This is a genomic window from Streptomyces sp. SID5464 (genome assembly GCF_009862985.1).
In the GTDB taxonomy this organism is placed as follows: domain Bacteria; phylum Actinomycetota; class Actinomycetes; order Streptomycetales; family Streptomycetaceae; genus Streptomyces; species Streptomyces chartreusis_D.
In genome coordinates, this window is record NZ_WWIQ01000035.1 from 13,592 (window position 1) to 36,496 (window position 22,905).

Consider the following 22,905-nt stretch of genomic DNA (forward strand, 5'->3'; position numbering starts at 1 on the left):
GCCGCCCCGCACAGAGCGTTCCTCACCCGGAGGGGTGTCACACCCCGGACGAGACCTCAGTCTTCTCGTCCGAGCCGGCTTTTCCCTCGGCGGCCGCCAGGGCGCGGTTGCGGCGCACGGAGGACCAGAAGGAGGCGCCGATCAGGACGACGCCGATGGAGCCGGTGATGAACTCGTTGATCTCGTACTGGATGGTGACGAGGAGGACCATGGCGAGGGCGCCGATGGCGTAGTGGGCGCCGTGCTCCAGGTAGACGTAGTCGTCGAGGGTGCCCTCGCGGACCAGGTAGACGGTCAGCGACCGGACGTACATGGCGCCGATGCCGAGGCCGAGGGCCATCAGGACGATGTCGTTGGTGATGGCGAAGGCGCCGATCACGCCGTCGAAGGAGAAGGACGCGTCCAGGACCTCGAGGTAGAGGAACATGAAGAAGGCGGCCTTGCCGGCCAGCTGGACCGCGGAGCGGGGCTTGCCGCTGCGCTCGGCCTCTTCCTCCGCCTCGTGCTCGCGTTCCTCCTCCTCTTCGAGCTTGTCCTCGAAGTAGCCGGAGAGACCACCGACGATCATGTACGTGATCAGACCCGCGATGCCGGAGAGCAGGACGGTCTCCGCCTTGTCGACGTGCGCGCCGCCGTGCTGGTGGGCGTTGGCCGCGAAGGTCATCGCCGAGATCAGCAGGACGATCAGCGCGATGCAGACCGACAGCATGTCGACCTTGCCGAGCTTGGCCAGCGGGCGCTCCAGCCAGGCGAGCCACTTGATGTCCCGGTCCTCGAAGATGTAGTCCAGGAAGATCATCAGCAGGAACATGCCACCGAACGCGGCGATCGCCGGGTGGGCGTCCGTCACCAGCTGCTGGTACTGCTCCTTGTCGTTCAGAGCGAGGTTGACGGCCTCGATCGGGCCCATCTTGGCGCTGATCGCGACGATCACGACGGGGAAGACCAGACGCATACCGAAGACGGCGATCAGAATGCCGATCGTGAGGAAGATCTTCTGCCAGAAGGCATTCATCTTCTTCAGGATCCCGGCGTTGACCACCGCGTTGTCGAAGGACAGCGAGATCTCGAGGACGGAGAGGATCGCGACGATGCCGAGCGCGGTCCACCCGCCGAACAGGACCGCCGCGACCAGGCCGAGCGCGGTGACCGCGAACGACCACCCGAAGGTTTTCAGAACCACTGGCTACCCAATCGTGTGTGTACGGGGCTCCCCCGCGCCGTACCCGGCTTTACGAACTTTTGAAGCCGAAGTCTAGTCGTCCCCCCTTCGCACCCCACCGGGCCCCGAGTTTTGCTCATATCGCGTTACGAGACGTTGACCCCGAAGTCCAGTGCGATGCCCCGCAGCCCCGACGCGTACCCCTGACCGACGGCCCTGAACTTCCATTCGCCCTGGTAGCGATAGACCTCGCCGAAGATCATCGCGGTCTCCGTGGAGGCGTCCTCGCTGAGGTCGTAACGGGCGAGTTCCTGGCCGTCCGCCTGGTTCACCACACGGATGAAGGCATTGCTGACCTGGCCGAAGGTCTGGTTCCGCTCGTCGGCCATGTGGATGGAGACGGGGAAGACGATCTTGTCGCACTGGGGCGGCACCTTGGAGAGGTCGATCAGCAGTGACTCGTCGTCGCCGTCGCCCTCGCCGGTGAGGTTGTCACCGGTGTGCTCCACGGATCCGTCCGGGCTCTTGAGCTGGTTGTAGAACACGAACCACTCGTCCCCGAGCACGCGCCCGCCGCTGCACATCAGCGCGCTGGCGTCGAGGTCGAAAGGGGCTCCGGTGGTGGAGCGCGCGTCCCAGCCGAGCCCGACCATCACCTGCGTGAGGTTCGGTGCGGCCTTGGACAGGGAGACGTTGCCCCCTTTGGCGAGCGTGACGCCCATGATGCTGTCCCTCCCCGGGTGGTGTTTCTCAGGTGGTCCTGCACGTCCGGCGCCGCACGTAAACCGTGCGGCGCCGGACAGGAAGACCTGGGGCCCTGTCGTCAGGGCCCTTCGGATGGCTCAGACGTTCACGCCGAAGTCCTGCGCGATGCCGCGCAGGCCCGAGGCGTAGCCCTGGCCGATGGCGCGGAACTTCCACTCCGCGCCGTGCCGGTAGAGCTCACCGAAGACCATGGCGGTCTCGGTGGAGGCGTCCTCGCTCAGGTCGTAGCGGGCGATCTCGGCGCCGCCGGCCTGGTTCACGACGCGGATGAACGCGTTGCGGACCTGGCCGAAGGACTGCTGGCGGGTCTCGGCGTCGTAGATGGAGACCGGGAAGACGATCTTCTCGACGTCGGCCGGAACCGTGGCGAGGTCGACCTTGATCTGCTCGTCGTCGCCCTCGCCCTCACCGGTGAGGTTGTCGCCGGTGTGCTCGACGGAGCCGTCCGGGCTCTTGAGGTTGTTGAAGAAGATGAAGTGCTGGTCGCTGGCGACCTTGCCGGAGTTGTTCAGCAGCAGCGCGCTGGCGTCCAGGTCGAAGTCGGTGCCGGTCGTGGTGCGGACGTCCCACCCCAGACCGACGATGACCGCGGTCAGGCCCGGCGCCTCCTTGGTCAGCGATACGTTGCCGCCCTTGCTGAGGCTGACTCCCACGAGTCCTCCATTGGTGTCCAGGGGCGGGATGCCCCGTTGTGCTCGGATGTCGGATCAACGAGTCGATCCTAGTGACGGGTTCCCGCCCCTCGCAGGCCCTGGAGCCGACAAATCAGCGGGTGTCGAGCGCATGACGCCCGACCGGCGTCACAGGGTGTCGAGCGCCTTCACGTAGTCGTTCAGGTCGCGCGCGTCCGGCAGGCCGTTGACGACCGTCCAGCGCACGACGCCCTCCTTGTCGATGACGAAGGTGCCGCGCACGGCGCAGCCCTTGTCCTCGTCGAAGACGCCGTAGGCGCGCGAGACGTTGCCGTGCGGCCAGAAGTCCGACAGCAGCGGGTACTCCAGGCCCTCCTGCTCGGCGAAGACGCGCAGCGTGTGGATGGAGTCGTTGGAGACGGCGAGCAGCTGGGTGTCGCGGTCGGAGAACTGCGGCAGGTTGTCCCGCAGCTCGCACAGCTCGCCCGTGCAGACGCCGGTGAAGGCGAAGGGGTAGAAGAGCAGCACCACGTTCTTCCGACCGCGGAAGTCGGACAGCTTGACGCTCGCGCCGTGGTTGTCCTTGAGCTCGAAGTCGGGGGCCTTCTCGCCGACCTGGATCGCCATCGTTGTGGGTGTCCCTTCGGTGGGGCTTCTCGAATGGGCCCCACCCTACGCAGGGACCGGCGCAGACCGGTGGGCGGGCCGACGATGCCGGCCCGCCCCGTCCGTACGGCTGACGCGTGGACGTGTCGTACGGCTAACGCTTCGACTTGGCGGCCTTCGGCGTCGCCAGCCGGCTGCCGCTCCAGTCCTTGCCGACGCTGACGCTCTTGGACGCCGTCAGACCCGCCGTGGTGGCGGCTTCCGAGATGTCGCTCGGCTCCACATAGCCCGAACGGCCGGTCTTCGGCGTGAGGAGCAGGATCGCGCCGCCCTCTTCGATGTACGTGGTGGCATCGACCAGCGCATCCGTCAGGTCGCCGTCGTCGTCACGGAACCACAGCACAACGGCGTCGGCCACGTCGTCGTAGTCCTCGTCCACCAGGTCGCCCTCGACGATGCCCTCGATGGCCTCGCGGAGTTCCTGGTCCACGTCGTCGTCGTAGCCGATCTCCTGGACCACCTGCCCGGGCTGGAACCCCAGCCTGGCGGCAGGGTTCGTCCGCTCCTCCGCGTGGTCCGCGGTCGCGCTCACGGGTTGCCTCCTGATCATTTCTTGGGATGTCGGTTTCCCCCTGCTCCTGTGAGCTCGGGGGAATCTCAGCCACGCGCGTGCGCGAAGCATTGGCCGTAGTCCACACGGGCGGGGCGGATCGCGCAAGTACCCGGCCGTTCAGACCGCCGAAACGGTGACGATCCTGGCGGTGTCACCGCAACTCCAGGCACACCATCATGGTCCGAGGTGACGCACACCACACCTTTCTGCCCTGTTTGGGCGTTTGGGAATCGTCTGCGGGTACGAGACTCGAAGGTATTCGCCCCATACGTCACGGAGCCGGTCCCACGCCCGGGTTACCGCTGGGTAGAGATGACGTTTACGGCCCCGAGGTGGACCATGGGGAGCGGCGCGGCCCAAGCGACAACGCCCAGCGACCACAGCGAAACAGCGGCCCTCGCAGGCCCTCTGACAGGTAAGGAACAGCGTGGCTTCCGCATCCGATCGCAACCCGATCATCATTGGCGGCCTTCCGAGTCAGGTTCCTGACTTCGATCCCGAAGAGACGCAGGAGTGGCTCGACTCCCTCGACGCCGCTGTCGACGAGCGCGGCCGGGAGCGCGCCCGTTACCTGATGCTGCGGCTGATCGAGCGGGCCCGCGAGAAGCGCGTGGCCGTGCCGGAGATGCGCAGCACGGACTACGTCAACACCATCCCCACCAAGAGCGAGCCGTTCTTCCCCGGCAACGAGGAGATCGAGCGGAAGATCCTCAACGCGACCCGCTGGAACGCGGCGGTGATGGTGTCCCGGGCCCAGCGCCCCGGCATCGGCGTCGGCGGTCACATCGCCACGTTCGCGTCCTCCGCCTCCCTCTACGACGTCGGCTTCAACCACTTCTTCCGCGGCAAGGACGAGGGCGACGGCGGCGACCAGGTCTTCTTCCAGGGGCACGCCTCGCCGGGCATCTACGCCCGCGCCTTCCTGCTGGACCGGCTCAGCGAGCAGCACCTGGACGGCTTCCGCCAGGAGAAGTCCAAGGCGCCGTACGGCCTGTCGTCGTACCCGCACCCGCGCCTCATGCCGGACTTCTGGGAGTTCCCGACGGTGTCGATGGGCCTCGGCCCGATCGGCGCGATCTACCAGGCGCGGATGAACCGCTACATGCACGCGCGCGGGATCGCCGACACCTCGAAGTCGCACGTGTGGGCGTTCCTCGGCGACGGCGAGATGGACGAGCCGGAGTCGCTGGGCCAGCTGTCCATCGCCGCCCGCGAGGGCCTGGACAACCTCACGTTCGTCGTCAACTGCAACCTCCAGCGCCTCGACGGCCCGGTGCGCGGCAACGGCAAGATCATCCAGGAGCTGGAGTCGATCTTCCGCGGCGCCGGCTGGAACGTGATCAAGCTGGTGTGGGACCGCACCTGGGACCCGCTGCTCGCCCAGGACCGCGACGGCGTGCTGGTCAACAAGATGAACACCACGCCGGACGGACAGTTCCAGACGTACGCCACGGAGACGGGCGCGTACATCCGGGACCACTTCTTCGGTGACGACCACCGCCTGCGCGCGATGGTCGAGGGCATGACCGACGACCAGATCCTGCACCTGGGGCGCGGCGGTCACGACCACCGGAAGATCTTCGCGGCGTACAAGGCGGCCGTGGAGCACAAGGGCCAGCCGACGGTGATCCTCGCCAAGACGATCAAGGGCTGGACGCTGGGCCCGAACTTCGAGGGCCGCAACGCCACGCACCAGATGAAGAAGCTGACGGTCGACGACCTCAAGCGCTTCCGCGACCGCCTGCACCTGCCGATCTCGGACAAGGAGCTGGAGTCCGGCGTGCCGCCGTACTACCACCCGGGCCGGGACTCGGAAGAGATCCAGTACATGCACGACCGCCGCAGGGGGCTCGGCGGTTACGTCCCCACGCGCGTCGTGCGGTCCAAGCCGCTGCCGCTGCCCGAGGACAAGACGTACGCGACCGTGAAGAAGGGTTCGGGCCAGCAGTCGATCGCCACGACGATGGCCTTCGTGCGCCTGCTCAAGGACCTCATGCGGGACAAGGAGATCGGCAAGCGGTTCGTGCTGATCGCGCCGGACGAGTACCGCACGTTCGGCATGGACTCGTTCTTCCCGAGCGCGAAGATCTACAACCCGCTCGGCCAGCAGTACGAATCGGTCGACCGTGACCTGCTGCTCGCCTACAAGGAGGCGCCGCACGGCCAGATGCTGCACGACGGCATCTCGGAGGCGGGCTGCACGGCGTCCCTGATCGCCGCCGGCTCGGCCTACGCGACCCATGGCGAACCGCTGATCCCGGTCTACGTCTTCTACTCGATGTTCGGTTTCCAGCGCACCGGCGACCAGTTCTGGCAGATGTCCGACCAGCTGGCCCGCGGTTTCGTCCTGGGCGCGACCGCCGGCCGGACGACCCTGACCGGTGAGGGCCTCCAGCACGCCGACGGCCACTCGCAGCTGCTGGCCTCCACGAACCCCGGCTGCGTGGCGTACGACCCGGCGTTCGGCTTCGAGATCGCGCACATCGTGAAGGACGGCCTGCGCCGGATGTACGGCGGCTCCGAGGAGCACCCGCACGGCGAGGACGTCTTCTACTACCTGACGGTCTACAACGAGCCGATCCAGCACCCGGCCGAGCCCGAGAACGTGGACGTCGAGGGCATCATCAAGGGCGTCTACCGCTTCAGCGAGGGCACGGCCGGCTCGATCCCGGCGCAGATCATGGCGTCGGGTGTCGCGGTGCCGTGGGCGGTCGAGGCGCAGAAGGTCCTGGCCGAGGAGTGGAACGTCAAGGCGGACGTCTGGTCGGCGACCTCCTGGAACGAGCTGCGGCGCGAGGCCGTGGCCTGCGAGGAGCACAACCTGCTGCACCCCGAGGAGGAGCAGCGGGTGCCGTACGTGACGCGGAAGCTGGCCGATGCGCAGGGCCCGGTCGTGGCCGTGTCCGACTGGATGCGATCGGTTCCGGACCAGATCGCGCGCTGGGTGCCGCAGACGTACCAGTCGCTCGGCGCGGACGGTTTCGGGTTCGCGGACACGCGGGGCGCTGCCCGCCGCTTCTTCCACATCGACGCGCAGTCGATCGTGGTGGCGGTGCTCACCGAGCTGGCCCGTGAGGGCAAGGTCGACCGGTCGGTGCTCAAGCAGGCCATCGACCGGTACCAGCTGCTCGACGTGTCGGCGGCCGACCCGGGGGTCGCGGGCGGCGACGCGTAACTCGTCAGACCCTGTCAAGGGGTGGTGAGCCTCACGGGTACACCGTGGGCACACCACCCCTTCACGTTTTCTACGATTCGGCCATGCAGCAGCAGTCGGCCCGACACCGTTGGGAACAGCACACGCAGCGCCCCCTCTTCGGCCTGGCCCTGGCGTTCGCCGTCGCCTACGCCGTGCCGATCGTCCGGCCCGACGCGAGCCGGGACGTGGTGGAGGTGTGCACGGCCGTCGAGTGGGTGGTGTGGGGCGCGTTCGCGCTCGACTACGCCATACGGCTCGCGCTCGCCGAGCAGCGGCTGGTGTTCGTACGGACGCACTGGCTCGACCTGGGCGCGGTGGTGCTGCCGATGCTTCAGCCGATGCGGTTGCTGCGGCTGGTGTCGACGCTGCTGCTGGTCGGGCAGCGGGCGCGGATGGCCTCGCAGATAAGGCTCACGACGTATGTCGCCGGTGCGGTGGTCGGTCTGCTGATGTTCGGGTCGCTGGCGGTGCTGTCGGTGGAGCGGGACGCGCCGGACGGGAACATCCGGACGCTGGGTGACGCGGTGTGGTGGTCGTTCACGACGATGACGACCGTGGGGTACGGGGATCATGCGCCGACGACCGGGTTGGGGCGGATGCTCGCGGTGGGGCTGATGCTGTCCGGGATCGCCCTGCTGGGTGTGGTGACGGCGAACATCGCGGCGTGGTTCATCGCGCGGTTCGAGAAGGACGATGTGGAGGAGCGGCGGCAGACGGAGGCGATCCGGGAGCTGACGGAGGAGGTACGGGCGCTGCGGGGGGAGTTGGCGGCGCTGAAGGAAACGTCGGTGAGGTGACATGAAGGTGGGCCCCCGGCTGACGCCGGGGGCCCCTCCCTCACTTCCCCGGGCGGGGACGGCATGGGGTCAGAACAGCATGCCGTTGCCCGGGGTCGTCGCTCCGGCCAGCCAGATGACGGCCAGGAGCGTGTCGATGGCGCCCAGGACCAGGGCGACCACGGCCGTGGCCGGGCGGGAGCCCGCCCAGGTGCGGCCCATGGCGAGCCAGCCGCAGACGATCGCCACGGGGCCGAGGATGATCCCCAGCACGAAGAATCCGGCGACCGCGCAGATGACTCCGATGATTCCGAGCGTCGCGCGATCCGGCCCGGTCCGTGACCACGTCCGGCCACGTGAGCGGGGGTGCCTGCGCGTACCGTGTCCGAAGCTCGCCATCATCAACTCCCGTAAACCCTCAGTCGGTTGGGGTTCGGTTCGGGTACGACATGGCGAGTACCCCCACATCGGGCCTCAATCCCGCTGCTTGCGCGCTGCCCCCCTCCGGCAGCGCGCCGCAGCGTCCGTCCTCCATGCCCTGCGGAGGACTTGACCCACTGTGACCTGCGAGGCCCGCCGGAGGGGAGTGGTCAGCGGCCTTGTTCACCCTGATAGGCGAACACCCGGATCGGACCGTCAGATGTGCGCCGCGCCCGCGCCGGCGCCCGCGTTCTCACCGCGCTTGGTGAGGAACGCAACCAGCACCGCCACCACGGCGACACCGGCGGCCACGAGGGACGCCGCGCTCATGCCGGAGATGAACGTGTCGTGCGCGACGCCCGTGATCTTCGCGGCGATCGCGTCCGGCGTGCCCGGCGCCACCGGCGGGACACCGACCTGGACGGCCTCGGACGCCTGGTGCTCCTGCCCCGGCGTCAGCGGCGGAAGCCCCGCCTTCTCCCAGTTGCCCGCGAGGTCGCTGTTGACCTTGGACGCCATCACGGCGCCCAGCACGGCCGTACCGAGGCTGCCGCCGATCTGCATGGCGGCCTGCTGAAGACCGCCCGCCACGCCCGACAGCTCCATCGGGGCGTTGCCGACGATGACTTCGGTCGCGCCGACCATGACCGGCGCGAGGCCGAGGCCGAGCAGGGCGAACCAGAGCGACATGATGCCGCTGCCGGTGTCCGTCTCCAGCGTGGACATCCCGTACATGGCGATCGCGGTGAGCGCCATGCCGCCGGCGAGCGGGACGCGGGGGCCGAACTTGGTGATCATCGCGCCGGCGAGTGGCGAGCCGACGATCATCATGCCGGTGAGCGGCAGCAGGTGCAGACCCGCGTCGATCGGGCTCATCCCGTGCACGTTCTGGAGGTAGAACGTCACGAAGAACAGGCCGCCCATGAAGGCGATGGCCATCAGGACCATGAGCACGACGCCCGCGGACAGCGCCACGGAGCGGAACAGCGCGAGCGGGATCAGCGGCTCCTTCACCTTCGTCTCCCAGAAGGCGAACAGCGCGAAGCCCAGCACGGAGGCGCCGAGGAACGCCAGCGTCTTGGCGTCGCCCCAGCCCCACTCGGACGGCGGGGCCTTGATGAGCGCCCACACCAGGCAGAACACGGAGGTCGACAGCAGGGCGATGCCCAGGATGTCGAAGGAGCGCGGGGCGTTCTCCGCGCGGTGGTCGAGGAGGATCCAGACGCCGAGGACGACGGCGAGGACACCGACCGGCACGTTGATGAAGAACACCGACTGCCAGTTGACGTGTTCGACGAGCACGCCGCCGAGGATCGGGCCGCCGGCGGTGGACGCGCCGATGACCATGCCCCAGATGCCGATCGCCATGTTGAGCTTCTCGGCCGGGAAGGTGGCCCGCAGCAGACCGAGCGCGGCCGGCATCAGCAGCGCGCCGAAGAGGCCCTGGAGAACGCGGAAGGTGACGACCAGCGCGATGCTGTCGGACAGACCGATGGCACCCGAGGCGGCGGCGAAGCCGACGACGCCGATGAGGAAGGTCTGCCGGTGACCGAAGCGGTCGCCGAGCTTGCCCGCGGTGATCAGGGAGACCGCGAGGGCGAGGAAGTATCCGTTGGTGATCCACTGGACCTGGGCGAAGGTGGCGCCGAGGTCCTTCTGGATCGCGGGGTTGGCTATGGCCACGATGGTGCCGTCGAGGGCCACCATCATGACCCCCACAGCGACGGTGATGAGGGTGAGCCAGGGGTGCCCTCGCAGCCCCTTGCCCGGCGTCGCGCCCGACGGCGTCGCCGGTGCCTTGCCCCCCGACCCCGTCGTGTCGATGGTGGTCTGACTAGTCATGCTTCGAGGCTAATGACAGCCACTGACAATTGACAAACCAATTCACAAGTCGGTAACTGACACACCACTTCCCTATAGCCTGAACTGGGCAAACACTGAAAGAGAGAGGCATCACTTGAACCTGCGCGAACGCAAGAAACAGCGCACCCGGGACGCGCTGCTGCGGGCCGCCCTGGAACTGTTCGTCACGCGCGGGTACGAGGAGACGACCGTCGACGACATCGCCGCCGCCGTCGACGTCTCGCAGCGCACCTTCTTCCGCTACTTCGCCGGCAAGGAGGAGACGGCGTTCTACGTGCCGCGGCTCGCCGAGACGCAGGTCGTCGAGGCCGTACGGGCCCGCCCGCCGGGTGAGGCCCCGCTGGAGGCGCTGCGCCGGGCCGTGCTGGAGAGCTGGGACACGATCAGCGAGACGATCGAGGAGATCGTGCCGGTCGAGCTGCACATGCGCGTCTACCGGGTGATCGAGTCGACGCCCGCGCTGCTCGCCGCCCATCTGCGGCGCGCGGCGGAACTGGAGGAGGAACTCGCCCGCATCATCGCGGAGCGCGAGGGGCTCGACGTGGACGCGGATCCGCGGCCCAGAATCATCGTGGCCCTCTTCGGCGGGGTGATTCGTGTCACCGAGCGACTCTGGTCCGCGGGGGACGACCTCACCCTCGAAGGAATGCGCCAACTGACCGCCACTTACCTCGATCAGGTGGGTCCGGCCCTGGCCGGGAACTGGCGTACGGAGCAGTCCCCTTAGCACATTCACCGAAACGTGATCCCGGTCACTTGGTTAACGCGAGACCCTCTCGTTCTCCTAGTGTGTCCTTTCAGTGACTTCCTTCGACACCACCCCGCAGCTCAACGTCTGGCGCGCACTGCTCGCTCTGGCCGTCGTGTTCGTGATGCTGGCGACCACCGGCTGGACGGCCCTGCGCAACCAGCGGGGCGACACGCCGCTCCAGGCCTCGCTGTCCGCCTGGGAGCACGGCCGGATCGGCGGTCACCGGTTGCCGGACCCGCAGTCCCAGCCGACGAGGCTGGCCCGCTTCTTCGCCTCGCTCACCGAGCGGGACCGCGCGAGCCTGGTCCGCGAGTACCCGCTCGCGGTCGGCAACATGAACGGCGCCCCGGTCGAACTGCGCTACCGCGCCAACCGCGTCGCGCTCGCCCAGGCACGCAAGGTCGAGCGGGAACGCATGCACGACAACCGTCTCACCCCGGCCGGGAAGCACGAGGCCGCCCGCCGGATGCACCGCTTCGACGACCTCATGGAGAAGGGCCGCCACATCCTCGCCTTCGACCCCGAGGGCTCGGGACGGGTGGCGGAGGTCTTCGGCGACCTGCGTGAGGCGGACCGGGTCTCGGTCGTCGTACCCGGTGTGGACACCAACCTGCTCACCTTCCAGCGCACCCAGCGCAAGTACTCGGCGCCCGTCGGCATGGCCGAGTCCCTGTACGCGGCCGAGCGGACAGCGAGCCCCGCGACCCGTACGGCCGTGATCGCCTGGGCCGACTACACGGCACCCAGCGGACTCGGCATCGACTCGGCCACGGGGTTGCGTGCCGAGGAGGGGGCCGTACGGCTGAACGCGCTGGTGCGGGCGCTGCCGGGCAGCACGCCGGTCTCGCTGTTCTGTCACAGCTACGGCTCCGTGGTGTGCGGCGTCGCCGCGCACTCGCTGCCGGGCCGGGTGTCCGACATCGCGGTGGCCGGCAGCCCCGGCATGCGTGTCGAGAAGGCCGCCCAACTGCACACCACCGCCCGGGTGTGGGCGATGCGGGACGCCGACGACTGGATCCAGGACGTGCCGTACCTGGAGGTCGGCGGGCTGGGCCACGGGGCCGACCCGGTGTCCGCCGGGTTCGGTGCGCGGGTGCTGTCGGCGCAGGGTGCGAAGGGTCACGCCGGCTACTTCGAGCCGGGTACGGCAAGTCTGATGAATTTCGCAGAGATCGGCGTTGGCGCATACCGCTCGGTGCACTGCGCGCACGAAGACGGCGTCTGCCGGACCGGTTTGTCCGGCACGGCCGCGGCCTGACGCGCGTAGAGGCGAAGGAACTGCGGTCTGCTCGGGAGGGGGACGGAGGAGCGCGTGCCGCATACGATGAGCCGCATGGGTGACGTACTGGCCGGATTTCATGCCGCCTGGGAGTTCGAGTCCGACTCCGTGCTCATCCGTTACGAGCGGGGGATTCGAACACCCAAGCTCTTCCAGGCGCTGGGGGAGCGTCGTGTGCCCCTGGAGGCGATCGCCGGGGTGACGCTGACGCGCGGCAAGCGCGGCACGGTGGTGCTGCGCGTCGAGCCGCGGCCCGGTGCGGATCCGTTGATGGAGGCCGCCGCCGGACAGCTCAAGGACAGCGGCGATCCCTACCGGCTGGTGCTGCCCGCCGAGCGGGAGGTCCTCGCGGAGTACTACGCCGACGAGTTGCGGTCGCTGCTGACGGAGTCCGGGCCGGCGGAGCGGTTCCTCGTGGAGCCGCCGAAGGGGCCCTTGTCGTTCAAGGCGTACGACGGGAAGGCCTCGTTCGACGGGCGGACCGTGAACTTCCGGTGGTTCTGGACGGGGGCGTCGTCGGCGAAGTGGAAGGCCGGGGACCAGAGTTTCTCCGTCGGGGAGCTGAACGGGGTGGAGTGGCGGTCACCCGAGGTCTTCGAGGGGCATCTGCGGTTGCTGCGGCGCGACGGGTCGGGGACCGGCGCGGGGGCTGCCGCGCAGGCCGACCAGGATCCCGCCGCGGTGGTGTTCGGGTTGGGGTACGGACCTGTGCACGAGTCACTGCCGTTCGCCGCGGCGGTGTTGGCGGCGGTGCGGGCGTCGAGTCCGGTGGCGGCGGTTTCCGCGGCCGGGCCGCGGCGTGATCCCGCGGACATCGCCGAGCGGATTCGGCACCTTGGTGAACTGCATCAGGCCGGGTTGGTGACCGATGAGGAGTTTTCGGTCAAAAAGGCTGAGTTGTTGGCGGAGCTTTAGCGTCTGCGGGGTGCTGCGCGCCGGCGGGTGCGGGGTGCTGCGCGCCGGCGGGTGCGGGGGCTTCGTGGCCGGTCGCGCAGTTCCCCGCGCCCCTAGGAACCTTCACTCACGTCCGGCAGAAGTGAAGGTCATGTCCGCGTAGCGGGCGCCGGCCACCTGGGCCGCAATGCCGTTGAGCAGGTCCAGTTGCTCTTCCGTCAGGACGATCCTGGTCGCTGCCGTGTTCTCCTCCAGCCTGGACGGCTTGCGGGTGCCCGGGATCGGGATGACCGGCAGACGGTGGACGGATGCCTGCTGCTGGACCCAGGCCAGGGCGATCTGGCCGGGGGAGGCGTCGTGGGCCCTGGCCACCGAGCGGATCAGCTCCAGCAGGGCCGCGTTCGTCGTCGCGTTCTCCCCCGTGAAGCGGGGCTGCTGGCGGCGGAAGTCGTCCGGCGTCAGGTCCTGGTCGGCGTTGGTGAAGGAGCCCGTGAGGAAGCCGCGGCCGAGGGGTGAGTACGGGACCAGGGCCACGCCCAGGTCGCGGGCCGCGGGGACGACCTTCGGCTCGATGTCACGACTGAACAGCGACCACTCCGACTGCACGGCCGCGATCGGGTGCACCGCGTGGGCGGCGCGCAGTTCCTCGGCCGTCACCTCGCTCAGGCCCAGGTGCTTGACCTTGCCCTCGCGGACCAGGTCGGCCATCGTGCCGACGCTCTCCTCGATCGGCACGTTCACATCGCGCCGGTGCATGTAGTAGAGGTCGATGACGTCGACGTCGAGGCGCTTCAGGCTCGCCTCGACGGCCTCGCGGATGTAGGGCGGGTCGTTGCGGATGACGCGGCGCGTCGGGTCTTCCGGGGGGATCGACAGGGCGAACTTGGTCGCGATGACGACCTCGTCGCGGTGTGCCTTGAAGAACGGTGACAGGAACCGCTCGTTCTCGCCGGCGCCGTACGCGTCGGCCGTGTCGTAGAAGGTGACGCCCAGTTCGAGCGCCCGTTCCAGGGTGGCCCGGGACGCGTCCGCGTCCGACGGGCCGTAGGCGAAGCTCATGCCCATGCAGCCGAGGCCCTGGACGCCCACCTCGGGGCCGTTGTCGCCGAGCTTCGCCGTCGTGATCCTGCCGTCCGTCATCGGGACCTCTCCGACGCCAGGGCGCGCCCGGCGTCCGCGTAGAAACTGATCTTCCGGTCGAGCACCGCGAGCGTGCCCCGGAGTTCGTCGATCCTGGCCAGCACGTCCTCGCGGGTGGTCTTCAGCAGTTCGAAGCGCTCGCCGTAGGTGTGGTCGCCCTCACGCACGAGTTCCGCGTACCTGACCATGTCGGCGACCGGCATGCCTGTCAGGCGGAGCTTGCCGACGAGGTCGAGCCAGTCGAGGTCGCGGTTGGTGTAGCGACGCTGGCCGGTGTGGGACCGGTCGATGTGCGGCATCAGGCCGATGCGTTCGTACCAGCGCAGGGTGTGCGCCGTCAGGCCGGTCAGGGTGACGACCTCGCTGATCGTGTAGCGGTCCTGGCCGTCCGGACGCCGGTTCTGCTGCGGCGGACCGGCGCAGGTGTCGGTCCTGGTCCCCGTGGTCTCCATCACCGTCATGACCCCAACGCTAGAACCTTGGAGTGCACTCCAAGCAAGCGCCGACGGTAAGAAATCGGCAGGACGCTTCTCGATCCGGCTGGTTAGCGTAGGGCGTCATGTGTGCCGTACGCCGCGCCCTGCCCGAGGACGCCGAGGAAGTCCTCCGCCTGCGCCAGATCATGATCGACTCGTTGTTCGGTGACCCCTCCGCCGCCTGGCACGGGGAGTCGCTCCCCACACTGAGGGCCAAACTGGGCGAGCCGGACGGGGACTTCGCGGCGTTCGTGGCGGACCACCCCGAGCGGCCGGGGGCGCTGGCGTCGCTGGTGGCCGGGACGATCGACTACCGCATCGGGAAGATGGGCGAACCGCGGGGCACGGTGGGTTTCGTCTTCAGTGTCGCCACCGACCCGTCCGCCCGGCGCCGTGGGTACGCGCGCGCGTGCATGACGACGCTGCTGGAGTGGTTCCGCGAGCGCGGCGCCCGGCGGGTGCAGCTCACCGCCTCGCCGGAGGCCGAGCCGCTGTACGTCTCCCTCGGTTTCCGGCCCAAGCCCGACCCCTTGCTGGAACTGACGCTCTGAGCGCATAGGCTCGAACGCATGTCGCTGAAGAGCCTCGCGTTGATCGAGAACTGGCCGGTTCCCACCGCCGCTGCGGGTGTCGTACGGGCGGACGGCACCGTGCTCGGGACCCACGGACCGGCCGGACAGCGGTTCCCGCTCGCGTCGGTGACCAAGCCGCTGGCCGCCTACGCGGTGCTCGTCGCGTACGAGGAGGGAGCCGTCGAGCTCGACGAGCCGGCGGGTCCCCCCGGGGCGACGGTCCGGCATCTGCTCGCGCACACTTCGGGACTCGCCTTCGACGAGCACAAGGTCACGGCCCCGCCCGGGGAGCGACGGCTGTACTCCAACGCCGGCTTCGAGCAGCTCGGGGACCACGTGGCGAAGGCGACCGACATCCCGTTCGGGGAGTACCTGCGGCAGGCCGTGCTGGAGCCGCTGGGAATGACCTCGACGACCCTCGACGGCTCTCCGGCCAAGGACGGCGTGTCCACGGTCGAGGACCTGCTGCGGTTCGCGGCCGAGGTGCAGGCCCCGCGCCTGCTGGACCCCCGGACGGTCGCCGAGGCGATGACCGTGCACCACCCGGGCACGAAGGGCGTCCTGCCGGGGTACGGCCACCAGAACCCCAACGACTGGGGGCTCGGCTTCGAGATCCGCGACTCCAAGTCGCCGCACTGGACGGGCTCCTCGTCCTCGCCGCGCACCTTCGGGCACTTCGGGCAGTCCGGGACGTTCCTGTGGGTCGACCCCGACGCGCGGGCCGCGTGCGTCGCGCTGACGGACCGGGCGTTCGGGCCGTGGGCGATCGAGGCGTGGCCGGTGTTCACGGACACGGTGCTCGCGGAGCTCTAGGACATCTCCCAGATCAGCAACTCGGCGTCGGTCCGGCCCTCGGCCTCCAGGCCCTTCGCGTCGGTGATCCGGGCCGCGTCGCCGGCGCCGAGCGTCTCGCCGTCCAGGCGTACCTCCCCGCGCACGACGTGCACGTACGCGAACGCCGCGTCCGGTACCGCCGTCCGCTCCCCCGCTCCCAGACGCCGCACGTGCAGCATCGCGCCGGCCTCCGGGACGGCGTAGGGCGTCGAGTCGGCGATGCCGTGGACGACCTCGTAGGAGGGGTCGCCGCCGGGCCGGAGCGGGGCCAGCCACATCTGGACGAAGGTGAGGGGGCCCGGGCCGTCGTTGCGCTCCACGTGGCGCACCCCGCCCGCCGCGCTCAGCCGCTGTACGTCTCCGTGGCGGACCACCGACTCGTGCCCGGTGGAGTCCCGGTGCGTCAGCTCGCCCTCGACCACCCACGTCACGATCTCGGTGTGGCTGTGCGGATGCTCGTCGAAGCCGGCCCCGGGCGCCAGGCGCTCCTCGTTGCAGGCGATCACCGCGCCGAAACGGAGGTTGTCCGGGTCGTAGTGAGGCCCGAAGGAGAAGGCGTGCCGGCTCTCGATTCCGGCCGCCGGGTCGCCACCTTGGTAGCGCTCGTCAGCGCGCCGTACGTCCATCACGGAGTCCACCGTAGACCCGGCGACGCACCTTCCCGTCCGGATAAGGCAGTCTTGTCCCGTGCCCGAACCCGAAACCAGCAAGAACGCAGCCGCAGCACACGACGTCCACTCGCATGCCGCGACGCTGAAGCGGCTGGAGAAGTCGTCCGGATCGCTCGCCGCGCAGGCCATCGCGCGGATGGACGAGACGCTGCCCTGGTACCGGGCCATGCCCCCGGAGAACCGTTCCTGGATCGGTCTGGTCGCGCAGGCGGGTATCGCCGCGTTCACCGAGTGGTTCCGGCATCCGGACGCCCCGCAGGCCATCTCCACCGACGTGTTCGGAACCGCGCCGCGCGAGCTGACCCGGGCGATCACGCTGCGCCAGACCGTGGAGATGGTGCGCACCACCATCGAGGTCATGGAGTCCGCGATCGACGAGGTCGCGGCCCCGGGCGACGAGCGGGTGCTGCGCGAGGCCCTGCTCGTGTACGCCCGGGAGATCGCCTTCGCCACCGCCCAGGTGTACGCGCAGGCCGCCGAGGCACGCGGTGCCTGGGACGCCCGCCTGGAGTCCCTGGTCGTGAACGCCGTGCTCAGCGGCGAGGCGGACGAGGGCGCCGTGTCGCGTGCCGCCGCCCTCGGGTGGAACTCGCCCGAGCACGTGTGCGTCGTGCTCGGCACCGCACCCGACGGGGACAGCGAGCTGACCGTCGAGGCGATCCGGCGTGCCGCCCGGCACGCCAAGCTCCAGGTGCTGACCGGGGTCCTCGGAGACCGGCTGGTCGTCATCGCGGGCGGCAGCGACAACCCGCTGGCCGTCGCCAAGTCGCTCATCGGCCCGTTCGCGGCCGGGCCGGTCGTGGCGGGCCCGGTGGTGCCGGACCTGCTGGCCGCGACCCGGTCCGCGCAGGCCGCGGCGGCGGGCCTCAAGGCGTGTTCGGCCTGGCAGGACGCCCCGCGCCCGGTGCTGGCGGACGACCTGCTGCCGGAGCGGGCCATGGCCGGTGACCCCTCGGCCCGCGAGCAACTGGTGGAGGAGATCTACAGACCGCTGGAGGAGGCCGGGGCCGCGCTCCTGGAGACCCTCAGTGTCTATCTCGAACAGGCGAGCAGTCTCGAAGGCGCCGCCCGGATGCTGTTCGTCCATCCCAACACCGTCCGCTACCGGCTTCGACGTGTGACTGACGTCACCGGCTGGTCACCCTCCGATGTACGCTCTGCGTTCACACTGAGGATCGCGCTGATCCTGGGGCGTCTGGTCGATGGAGATCTCCAGCCCTAAGGTTTTGTCGGGGCTCGACAAAACCCCCTCGTGTTCTTCGTCCCTGTCCCCACGGGCGGCCGTGGCCGTCCCCAAGAGAGAGTGTGAGAGTGCTCGTACTCGTCGCTCCCGGCCAGGGCGCCCAGACGCCCGGCTTCCTGACTGAATGGCTCGACTTCCCCGGTGTCCGCGGTGCCCTCGAGGCATGGTCCGACGCCGTGGAGCTCGACCTGATCCGTTACGGCACCGAGGCAGACGCGGAGGAGATCCGCGACACCGCGGTGGCGCAGCCGCTGCTGGTCGCGGCCGGCATGGCGTCCGCGTCCATGCTGTTCGAGGACCCCGCCGACTTGCCGCGGAAGGTCGGTGCCATCGCCGGTCACAGCGTCGGCGAGTTCACCGCGGCGTCGCTCGCCGGGGTGCTCCCGCACGAGGAGGCGCTGCGCCTGGTCCGCACCCGCGGGCGCGCCATGGCCGACGCCGCCGCCGTCACCGAGACCGGCATGGCCGCGCTGTTGGGCGGCGACCCCGAAGTGACGGTTCCGCACTTGGAGAGGCTCGGCCTCACCCCGGCGAACATCAACGGCGCGGGCCAGATCGTCGCGGCCGGCACCAAGGAGCAGCTCGCCGCGCTGGAGGCCGACAAGCCCGAGGGCGTGCGCAAGGTCGTCGCGCTGAAGGTCGCCGGCGCGTTCCACACGCACCACATGGCCCCGGCGGTCGAGACGCTGGCCAAGGCCGCCGCCGAGGCCCGGCACACCGGCGACCCGAACATCACCTACGTGTCGAACAAGGACGGCCGGACCGTCGCCTCCGGCGCCGACGTGCTGGACCGTCTGGTCGGCCAGGTCGCCAACCCGGTCCGCTGGGACCTGTGCATGGAGACCTTCAAGGAGCTCGGCGTCACCGCCCTGATCGAGGTGTGCCCCGGCGGCACCCTCACCGGCCTCGCCAAGCGGGCCCTGCCCGGCGTGAAGACGCTGGCCCTCAAGACCCCCGCCGACCTCGACGCGGCTCGCGAGCTCATCGCAGAGCACGGTGTCTGAGAAGGAGCCCGAGAGCATGGCGAAGATCAAGCCCAGCAAGGGCGCCGCGTACGCGCGGATCCTCGGCGTCGGCGGCTACCGCCCGACCCGGGTCGTGCCGAACGAGGTGATCCTGGAGACGATCGAGTCGTCCGACGAGTGGATCCGCTCGCGCTCCGGCATCGAGACGCGGCACTGGGCCTCCGACGAGGAGACCGTCGCCGCGATGTCGCTGGAGGCCTCAGGCAAGGCCATCGCGGACGCGGGCATCTCCGCCGAGCAGATCGGCGGCGTGATCGTCTCGACCGTCTCGCACTTCAAGCAGACCCCCGCGGTCGCCACCGAGATCGCCGACAAGCTGGGCACCGCCAAGGCCGCCGCCTTCGACATCTCGGCGGGCTGCGCGGGCTTCGGCTACGGTCTGACCCTCGCCAAGGGCATGATCGTCGAGGGCTCGGCGGAGTACGTCCTGGTGATCGGCGTCGAGCGGCTGAGCGACCTGACCGACCTGGAGGACCGCGCGACGGCCTTCCTGTTCGGCGACGGCGCCGGCGCGGTCGTGGTCGGGCCGTCCCAGGAGCCCGCGATCGGCCCGACCGTGTGGGGCTCGGAGGGCGACAAGTCCGAGACGATCAAGCAGACCGTGCCGTGGACGGACTACCGGAACGGGACGGTCGAGAAGTTCCCCGCGATCACCCAGGAAGGCCAGGCGGTGTTCCGCTGGGCCGTGTTCGAGATGGCGAAGGTCGCCCAGCAGGCGCTGGACGCGGCCGGGATCACCGTGGACGACCTGGACGTCTTCATCCCGCACCAGGCCAACGTGCGGATCATCGACTCGATGGTGAAGACGCTGAAACTGCCGGAGCACGTCACGGTCGCCCGTGACATCCGCACCACCGGCAACACCTCGGCCGCCTCGATCCCGCTCGCGATGGAGCGGCTCCTGGCGACCGGCGAGGCGAAGAGCGGCGACACCGCGCTCGTCATCGGCTTCGGGGCGGGTCTCGTCTACGCCGCGACTGTCGTTACCCTCCCCTAGGCACTCCGTGCCGGATCATGCGGTCCGGCACGGGAGAAACACCTGCCACACCCTCTGGAACATCTACGAAGGAGCGCCGACATGGCCGCCACTCAGGAAGAGATCGTCGCCGGTCTCGCCGAGATCGTGAACGAGATCGCCGGCATCCCGGTTGAGGACGTCCAGCTGGACAAGTCCTTCACCGACGACCTGGACGTCGACTCGCTGTCCATGGTCGAGGTCGTCGTCGCCGCCGAAGAGCGCTTCGACGTCAAGATCCCGGACGAGGACGTCAAGAACCTCAAGACCGTCGGCGACGCGACCGACTACATCCTCAAGCACCAGGGCTGATCCACCGATCAGGCCCCTGGGCTGACTGCCCCGCCACCCGGCGGTGGCGCCGCTTAATCCTCGGATCCGTTGGAGAAAGAATTCCCGTGAGCTCGACCAATCGCACCGTGGTCGTCACCGGTATCGGCGCAACCACACCGCTGGGTGGCGACGTAGCCTCTACCTGGGAGGGCCTGGTCGCCGGACGTTCCGGCGTCAAGCCCCTGGAGCAGGACTGGGCCGCCGAGCAGGCGGTCCGGATCGCCGCCCCCGTCGCCGTGGAGCCGACCGAGGTCATCCCCCGGCCGCAGGCCCGCCGACTGGACCGCTCGGCGCAGTTCGCGCTGGTCGCGGCCAAGGAGGCCTGGGCCGACGCCGGTTTCGAGGCGAAGGCCGGCGAGGACCCGGCCGTCGACCCGGACCGGCTCGGCGCGGTCATCGCCTCCGGCATCGGCGGCGTGACGACGCTGCTCGACCAGTACGACGTGCTCAAGGAGAAGGGCGTCCGCCGCGTCTCCCCGCACACCGTTCCCATGCTGATGCCCAACAGCCCGTCGGCCAACGTGGGGTTGGCCGTGGGTGCCCGGGCGGGCGTGCACACGCCGGTCTCCGCCTGCGCCTCGGGCGCCGAGGCCATCGGCTACGCCATCGAGATGATCCGCACCGGCCGTGCCGACGTCGTCGTCGCGGGTGGTACGGAGGCGGCGATCCACCCGCTGCCCATCGCCGCGTTCGGCAACATGATGGCGATGTCCAAGAACAACGACGACCCGCAGGGCGCGTCGCGTCCCTACGACGTGGCCCGCGACGGCTTCGTCCTCGGCGAGGGCGCCGGTGTCGTCGTCCTGGAGTCCGCCGAGCACGCCGCCAAGCGCGGGGCCCGGGTGTACGCCGAGGCGGTCGGGCAGGGCATCTCCGCCGACAGCCACGACATCGTGCAGCCGGAGCCGGAGGGGCGGGGCATCTCGCACGCCCTGCAGAACCTGCTGGAGCGGACCGACCTGGATCCGGCGGAGATCGTGCACGTCAACGCGCACGCGACGTCGACGCCGGCCGGTGACATCGCCGAGTTGAAGGCGCTGCGGAAGGTGTTCGGCGACGACACCGACCACATCGCGGTGTCCGCGACGAAGTCGATGACCGGCCATCTGCTGGGTGGTGCCGGTGGTGTCGAGACGGTGGCGACCGTGCTCGCGCTGTACCACCGGGTGGCTCCGCCGACGATCAACGTGGAGAACCTCGACCCCGAGGCCGAGGCGAACGCGGACGTGGTGCGGGGTGAGGCCCGGAAGCTGCCGGTCGACGGGCGTATCGCCGCGTTGAACGACTCGTTCGGGTTCGGCGGGCACAACGTGGTGCTGGCGTTCCGGACGGTTTGATTTCGCCTTCACGGCGAGTGGCCCGGACTCTTCGTGAGTTCGGGCCACTCGCCGTTTCGTGTCGCGTTGTGTGCCGGGTGCGGGTTCGTGGGGGTTGGTCGCGCAGTTCCCCGCGCCCCCAAAAGGGCGTCACACCACCTGGTGGAGCCAGCGGACCGGGGCGCCTTCGCCCGCGTAGCGGAACGGCTCCAGCTCGTCGTCCCAGGGCTTGCCCAGGAGTTTGTTGAGCTCGGCCTCCAGGTCCGTTTCGCCGCGCTGGCTGCGCTGCAGGGCGGCGCGCAGACGGTCCTCGGGGATGAGGATGTCGCCGTGGATGCCGGTGACCGCGTGGAAGATGCCCAGGTCGGGAGTGCAGCTGTAGCGTTCGCCCTCGGCGGTGGGGCAGGGTTCCGCGGTGACCTCGAAGCGGAGGAGGTGCCAGCCGCGGAGTGCCGAGGCGAGCTTGGACGCCGTGCCGGCCTGGCCCTGCCAGGAGAACTCCGAGCGCCAGGTGCCCGGGGCGGCGGGCTGACGGATCCAGTCCAGGCTGACGCGCGTACCGAGCACCCCGGCGACGGCCCACTCGACGTGCGGGCACAGCGCGCGCGGCGCCGAGTGCACGTACAGAACTCCACGTGTCGTCACCGGAACCTCCGGGCAGAGCGGGACATCTTGGAAACGGGCGGAACGGCTGTGACCGGGCGGGTCACGTTGATGGCGAGGCTACCGTGCGGTGACGCAAGGAGTGTGACGTACGGTCGGTCCCGGTGCCGGGAAACGCCCGCCATTCACCCAGGGGGACGCTTGTACGGGTGTGAGCCGTTGCACCTGATCGGTCGGGAACCCTCGTGCGTTGTTATTGGTTGGGGAGACAGGCACGGCGCGGCGAGGGGACGGACCAGGGATGCGGAAGCGAAGCCACCGCTCGCGGGTCGTGCTTGCCGTGGCTGTGGCGGCCGCCCTGGGCGTGGCCGGGTGTGATGCCGTCGGGGACAACTCCCCCGCCCCGTCCCGTTCGGCCGAGCCGTCCCCCGGGCCCACGCCCCTCTGGGACCGCAGCCCGAGTTCCGTCGCGGCCGTGGGTGACTCGATCACGCGGGGTTTCGACGCCTGTGACGTGCTGTCGGACTGCCCGGAGGCGTCCTGGGCGACCGGTGCGAGCCCGGAGGTCGACTCCCTCGCGGTACGGCTGCTGGGGCGGGCCGGGGCCGCGGAGCGGAGCTGGAACTACGCCGTGACCGGGGCGCGGATGGCGGACCTGCCCGGGCAGATCGCCCAGGCGGTGCGGCGCAAGCCGCAGCTGGTGACGGTCATGGTGGGGGC

Annotated in this window: 24 protein-coding genes; 13 read left to right on the top strand and 11 right to left on the bottom strand. The window is 69.6% G+C overall.

Annotation, left to right across the window (positions count from 1 at the left end; all coding sequences use genetic code 11):
• Positions 1-37: 37 nt before the first annotated feature.
• The 5 genes from GTY47_RS19700 to GTY47_RS19720 all read right to left on the bottom strand — a co-directional run bounded on the left by GTY47_RS19700 (position 38) and on the right by GTY47_RS19720 (position 3,757).
• Positions 38-1,183 carry a DUF475 domain-containing protein gene (locus GTY47_RS19700; RefSeq protein WP_010048506.1) on the bottom strand — a complete coding sequence of 382 codons (1,146 nt, stop codon included), beginning with the start codon at positions 1,181-1,183 and terminating at the stop codon, positions 38-40.
• Between the two features lie 125 nt (positions 1,184-1,308).
• Positions 1,309-1,884: a TerD family protein gene (locus GTY47_RS19705; protein WP_010048507.1), complete on the bottom strand. Its 576-nt coding sequence runs from the start codon at positions 1,882-1,884 to the stop codon at positions 1,309-1,311.
• A 120-nt stretch (positions 1,885-2,004) separates the two neighbouring features.
• On the bottom strand, positions 2,005-2,580 hold the full coding sequence (locus GTY47_RS19710) for a calcium homeostasis/redox stress adaptation protein (protein ID WP_010048509.1): 576 nt from the start codon (positions 2,578-2,580) through the stop codon (positions 2,005-2,007).
• 147 nt (positions 2,581-2,727) lie between these two features.
• Positions 2,728-3,186 carry a peroxiredoxin gene (locus GTY47_RS19715; protein WP_010048511.1) on the bottom strand — a complete coding sequence of 153 codons (459 nt, stop codon included), beginning with the start codon at positions 3,184-3,186 and terminating at the stop codon, positions 2,728-2,730.
• A gap of 133 nt (positions 3,187-3,319) precedes the next feature.
• Positions 3,320-3,757 carry a DUF3052 domain-containing protein gene (locus GTY47_RS19720; protein WP_010048512.1) on the bottom strand — a complete coding sequence of 146 codons (438 nt, stop codon included), beginning with the start codon at positions 3,755-3,757 and terminating at the stop codon, positions 3,320-3,322.
• A 448-nt stretch (positions 3,758-4,205) separates the two neighbouring features.
• Here GTY47_RS19720 and aceE point away from each other — a divergent pair, with 448 nt between their 5' ends.
• Both aceE and GTY47_RS19730 read left to right on the top strand, forming a co-directional pair.
• Positions 4,206-6,953 carry a pyruvate dehydrogenase (acetyl-transferring), homodimeric type gene (gene aceE / locus GTY47_RS19725; RefSeq protein ID WP_010048513.1) on the top strand — a complete coding sequence of 916 codons (2,748 nt, stop codon included), beginning with the start codon at positions 4,206-4,208 and terminating at the stop codon, positions 6,951-6,953.
• Positions 6,954-7,036: 83 nt separating this feature from the next.
• Positions 7,037-7,771 (top strand): potassium channel family protein, encoded by a 735-nt coding sequence (locus GTY47_RS19730; protein WP_010048514.1) that lies wholly within the window; start codon positions 7,037-7,039, stop codon positions 7,769-7,771.
• Between the two features lie 69 nt (positions 7,772-7,840).
• Here GTY47_RS19730 and GTY47_RS19735 read toward each other — a convergent pair whose 3' ends face one another.
• Both GTY47_RS19735 and GTY47_RS19740 read right to left on the bottom strand, forming a co-directional pair.
• A complete protein-coding gene (locus tag GTY47_RS19735; RefSeq protein WP_010048516.1) occupies positions 7,841-8,152 on the bottom strand; it encodes a hypothetical protein in 312 nt (103 codons plus the stop codon).
• A 234-nt stretch (positions 8,153-8,386) separates the two neighbouring features.
• Positions 8,387-10,012 carry an MFS transporter gene (locus tag GTY47_RS19740; protein ID WP_029181775.1) on the bottom strand — a complete coding sequence of 542 codons (1,626 nt, stop codon included), beginning with the start codon at positions 10,010-10,012 and terminating at the stop codon, positions 8,387-8,389.
• A 115-nt stretch (positions 10,013-10,127) separates the two neighbouring features.
• Here GTY47_RS19740 and GTY47_RS19745 point away from each other — a divergent pair, with 115 nt between their 5' ends.
• The 3 genes from GTY47_RS19745 to GTY47_RS19755 all read left to right on the top strand — a co-directional run bounded on the left by GTY47_RS19745 (position 10,128) and on the right by GTY47_RS19755 (position 12,978).
• Complete coding sequence (locus GTY47_RS19745; RefSeq protein WP_010048518.1) at positions 10,128-10,760, top strand: TetR family transcriptional regulator; 633 nt, start codon at positions 10,128-10,130, stop codon at positions 10,758-10,760.
• Positions 10,761-10,833: 73 nt separating this feature from the next.
• A complete protein-coding gene (locus tag GTY47_RS19750) occupies positions 10,834-12,042 on the top strand; it encodes an alpha/beta hydrolase (protein WP_010048519.1) in 1,209 nt (402 codons plus the stop codon).
• Between the two features lie 66 nt (positions 12,043-12,108).
• Entirely contained in the window at positions 12,109-12,978 is an 870-nt protein-coding gene (locus GTY47_RS19755) for a DUF4429 domain-containing protein (protein WP_040904419.1), read from the top strand.
• Positions 12,979-13,080: 102 nt separating this feature from the next.
• On the opposite strand, the gene GTY47_RS19760 is transcribed toward GTY47_RS19755, so the two are convergent.
• Both GTY47_RS19760 and GTY47_RS19765 read right to left on the bottom strand, forming a co-directional pair.
• Complete coding sequence (locus tag GTY47_RS19760; protein WP_010048521.1) at positions 13,081-14,097, bottom strand: aldo/keto reductase; 1,017 nt, start codon at positions 14,095-14,097, stop codon at positions 13,081-13,083.
• On the bottom strand, positions 14,094-14,558 hold the full coding sequence (locus GTY47_RS19765; RefSeq protein ID WP_010048522.1) for a MerR family transcriptional regulator: 465 nt from the start codon (positions 14,556-14,558) through the stop codon (positions 14,094-14,096). The genes GTY47_RS19760 and GTY47_RS19765 overlap by 4 nt, the downstream gene beginning before the upstream one ends.
• Positions 14,559-14,656: 98 nt before the next feature.
• On the opposite strand from GTY47_RS19765, the gene GTY47_RS19770 reads away from it, so the two are divergent.
• Both GTY47_RS19770 and GTY47_RS19775 read left to right on the top strand, forming a co-directional pair.
• On the top strand, positions 14,657-15,124 hold the full coding sequence (locus GTY47_RS19770; RefSeq protein ID WP_010048524.1) for a GNAT family N-acetyltransferase: 468 nt from the start codon (positions 14,657-14,659) through the stop codon (positions 15,122-15,124).
• 18 nt (positions 15,125-15,142) lie between these two features.
• Positions 15,143-15,958 carry a serine hydrolase domain-containing protein gene (locus tag GTY47_RS19775; RefSeq protein WP_010048525.1) on the top strand — a complete coding sequence of 272 codons (816 nt, stop codon included), beginning with the start codon at positions 15,143-15,145 and terminating at the stop codon, positions 15,956-15,958.
• On the opposite strand, the gene GTY47_RS19780 is transcribed toward GTY47_RS19775, so the two are convergent.
• The gene (locus GTY47_RS19780; RefSeq protein ID WP_029181777.1) at positions 15,955-16,605 is read right to left on the bottom strand and encodes a pirin family protein; all 651 of its coding nucleotides are present in this window, start codon (positions 16,603-16,605) and stop codon (positions 15,955-15,957) included. The genes GTY47_RS19775 and GTY47_RS19780 overlap by 4 nt on opposite strands.
• Before the next feature lie 61 nt (positions 16,606-16,666).
• On the opposite strand from GTY47_RS19780, the gene fasR reads away from it, so the two are divergent.
• From fasR to fabF, 5 genes are all read left to right on the top strand, one after another.
• Positions 16,667-17,872: a fatty acid biosynthesis transcriptional regulator FasR gene (gene fasR, locus GTY47_RS19785; RefSeq protein WP_010048527.1), complete on the top strand. Its 1,206-nt coding sequence runs from the start codon at positions 16,667-16,669 to the stop codon at positions 17,870-17,872.
• Between the two features lie 89 nt (positions 17,873-17,961).
• Positions 17,962-18,897: an ACP S-malonyltransferase gene (locus GTY47_RS19790; RefSeq protein WP_010048529.1), complete on the top strand. Its 936-nt coding sequence runs from the start codon at positions 17,962-17,964 to the stop codon at positions 18,895-18,897.
• Between the two features lie 16 nt (positions 18,898-18,913).
• Complete coding sequence (locus tag GTY47_RS19795; RefSeq protein ID WP_010048530.1) at positions 18,914-19,915, top strand: ketoacyl-ACP synthase III; 1,002 nt, start codon at positions 18,914-18,916, stop codon at positions 19,913-19,915.
• Positions 19,916-19,996: 81 nt separating this feature from the next.
• Entirely contained in the window at positions 19,997-20,245 is a 249-nt protein-coding gene (locus GTY47_RS19800) for an acyl carrier protein (RefSeq protein ID WP_003989952.1), read from the top strand.
• Positions 20,246-20,331: 86 nt separating this feature from the next.
• Complete coding sequence (gene fabF, locus GTY47_RS19805) at positions 20,332-21,603, top strand: beta-ketoacyl-ACP synthase II (RefSeq protein WP_010048533.1); 1,272 nt, start codon at positions 20,332-20,334, stop codon at positions 21,601-21,603.
• A 129-nt stretch (positions 21,604-21,732) separates the two neighbouring features.
• Here the strand turns inward: fabF and GTY47_RS19810 are convergent, their stop codons facing one another.
• Positions 21,733-22,227 (bottom strand): DUF3145 domain-containing protein, encoded by a 495-nt coding sequence (locus GTY47_RS19810; protein WP_010048534.1) that lies wholly within the window; start codon positions 22,225-22,227, stop codon positions 21,733-21,735.
• Between the two features lie 259 nt (positions 22,228-22,486).
• Here GTY47_RS19810 and GTY47_RS19815 point away from each other — a divergent pair.
• Positions 22,487-22,905: SGNH/GDSL hydrolase family protein (locus tag GTY47_RS19815; protein ID WP_010048535.1), on the top strand; the 419-nt coding region annotated here is incomplete at its 3' end.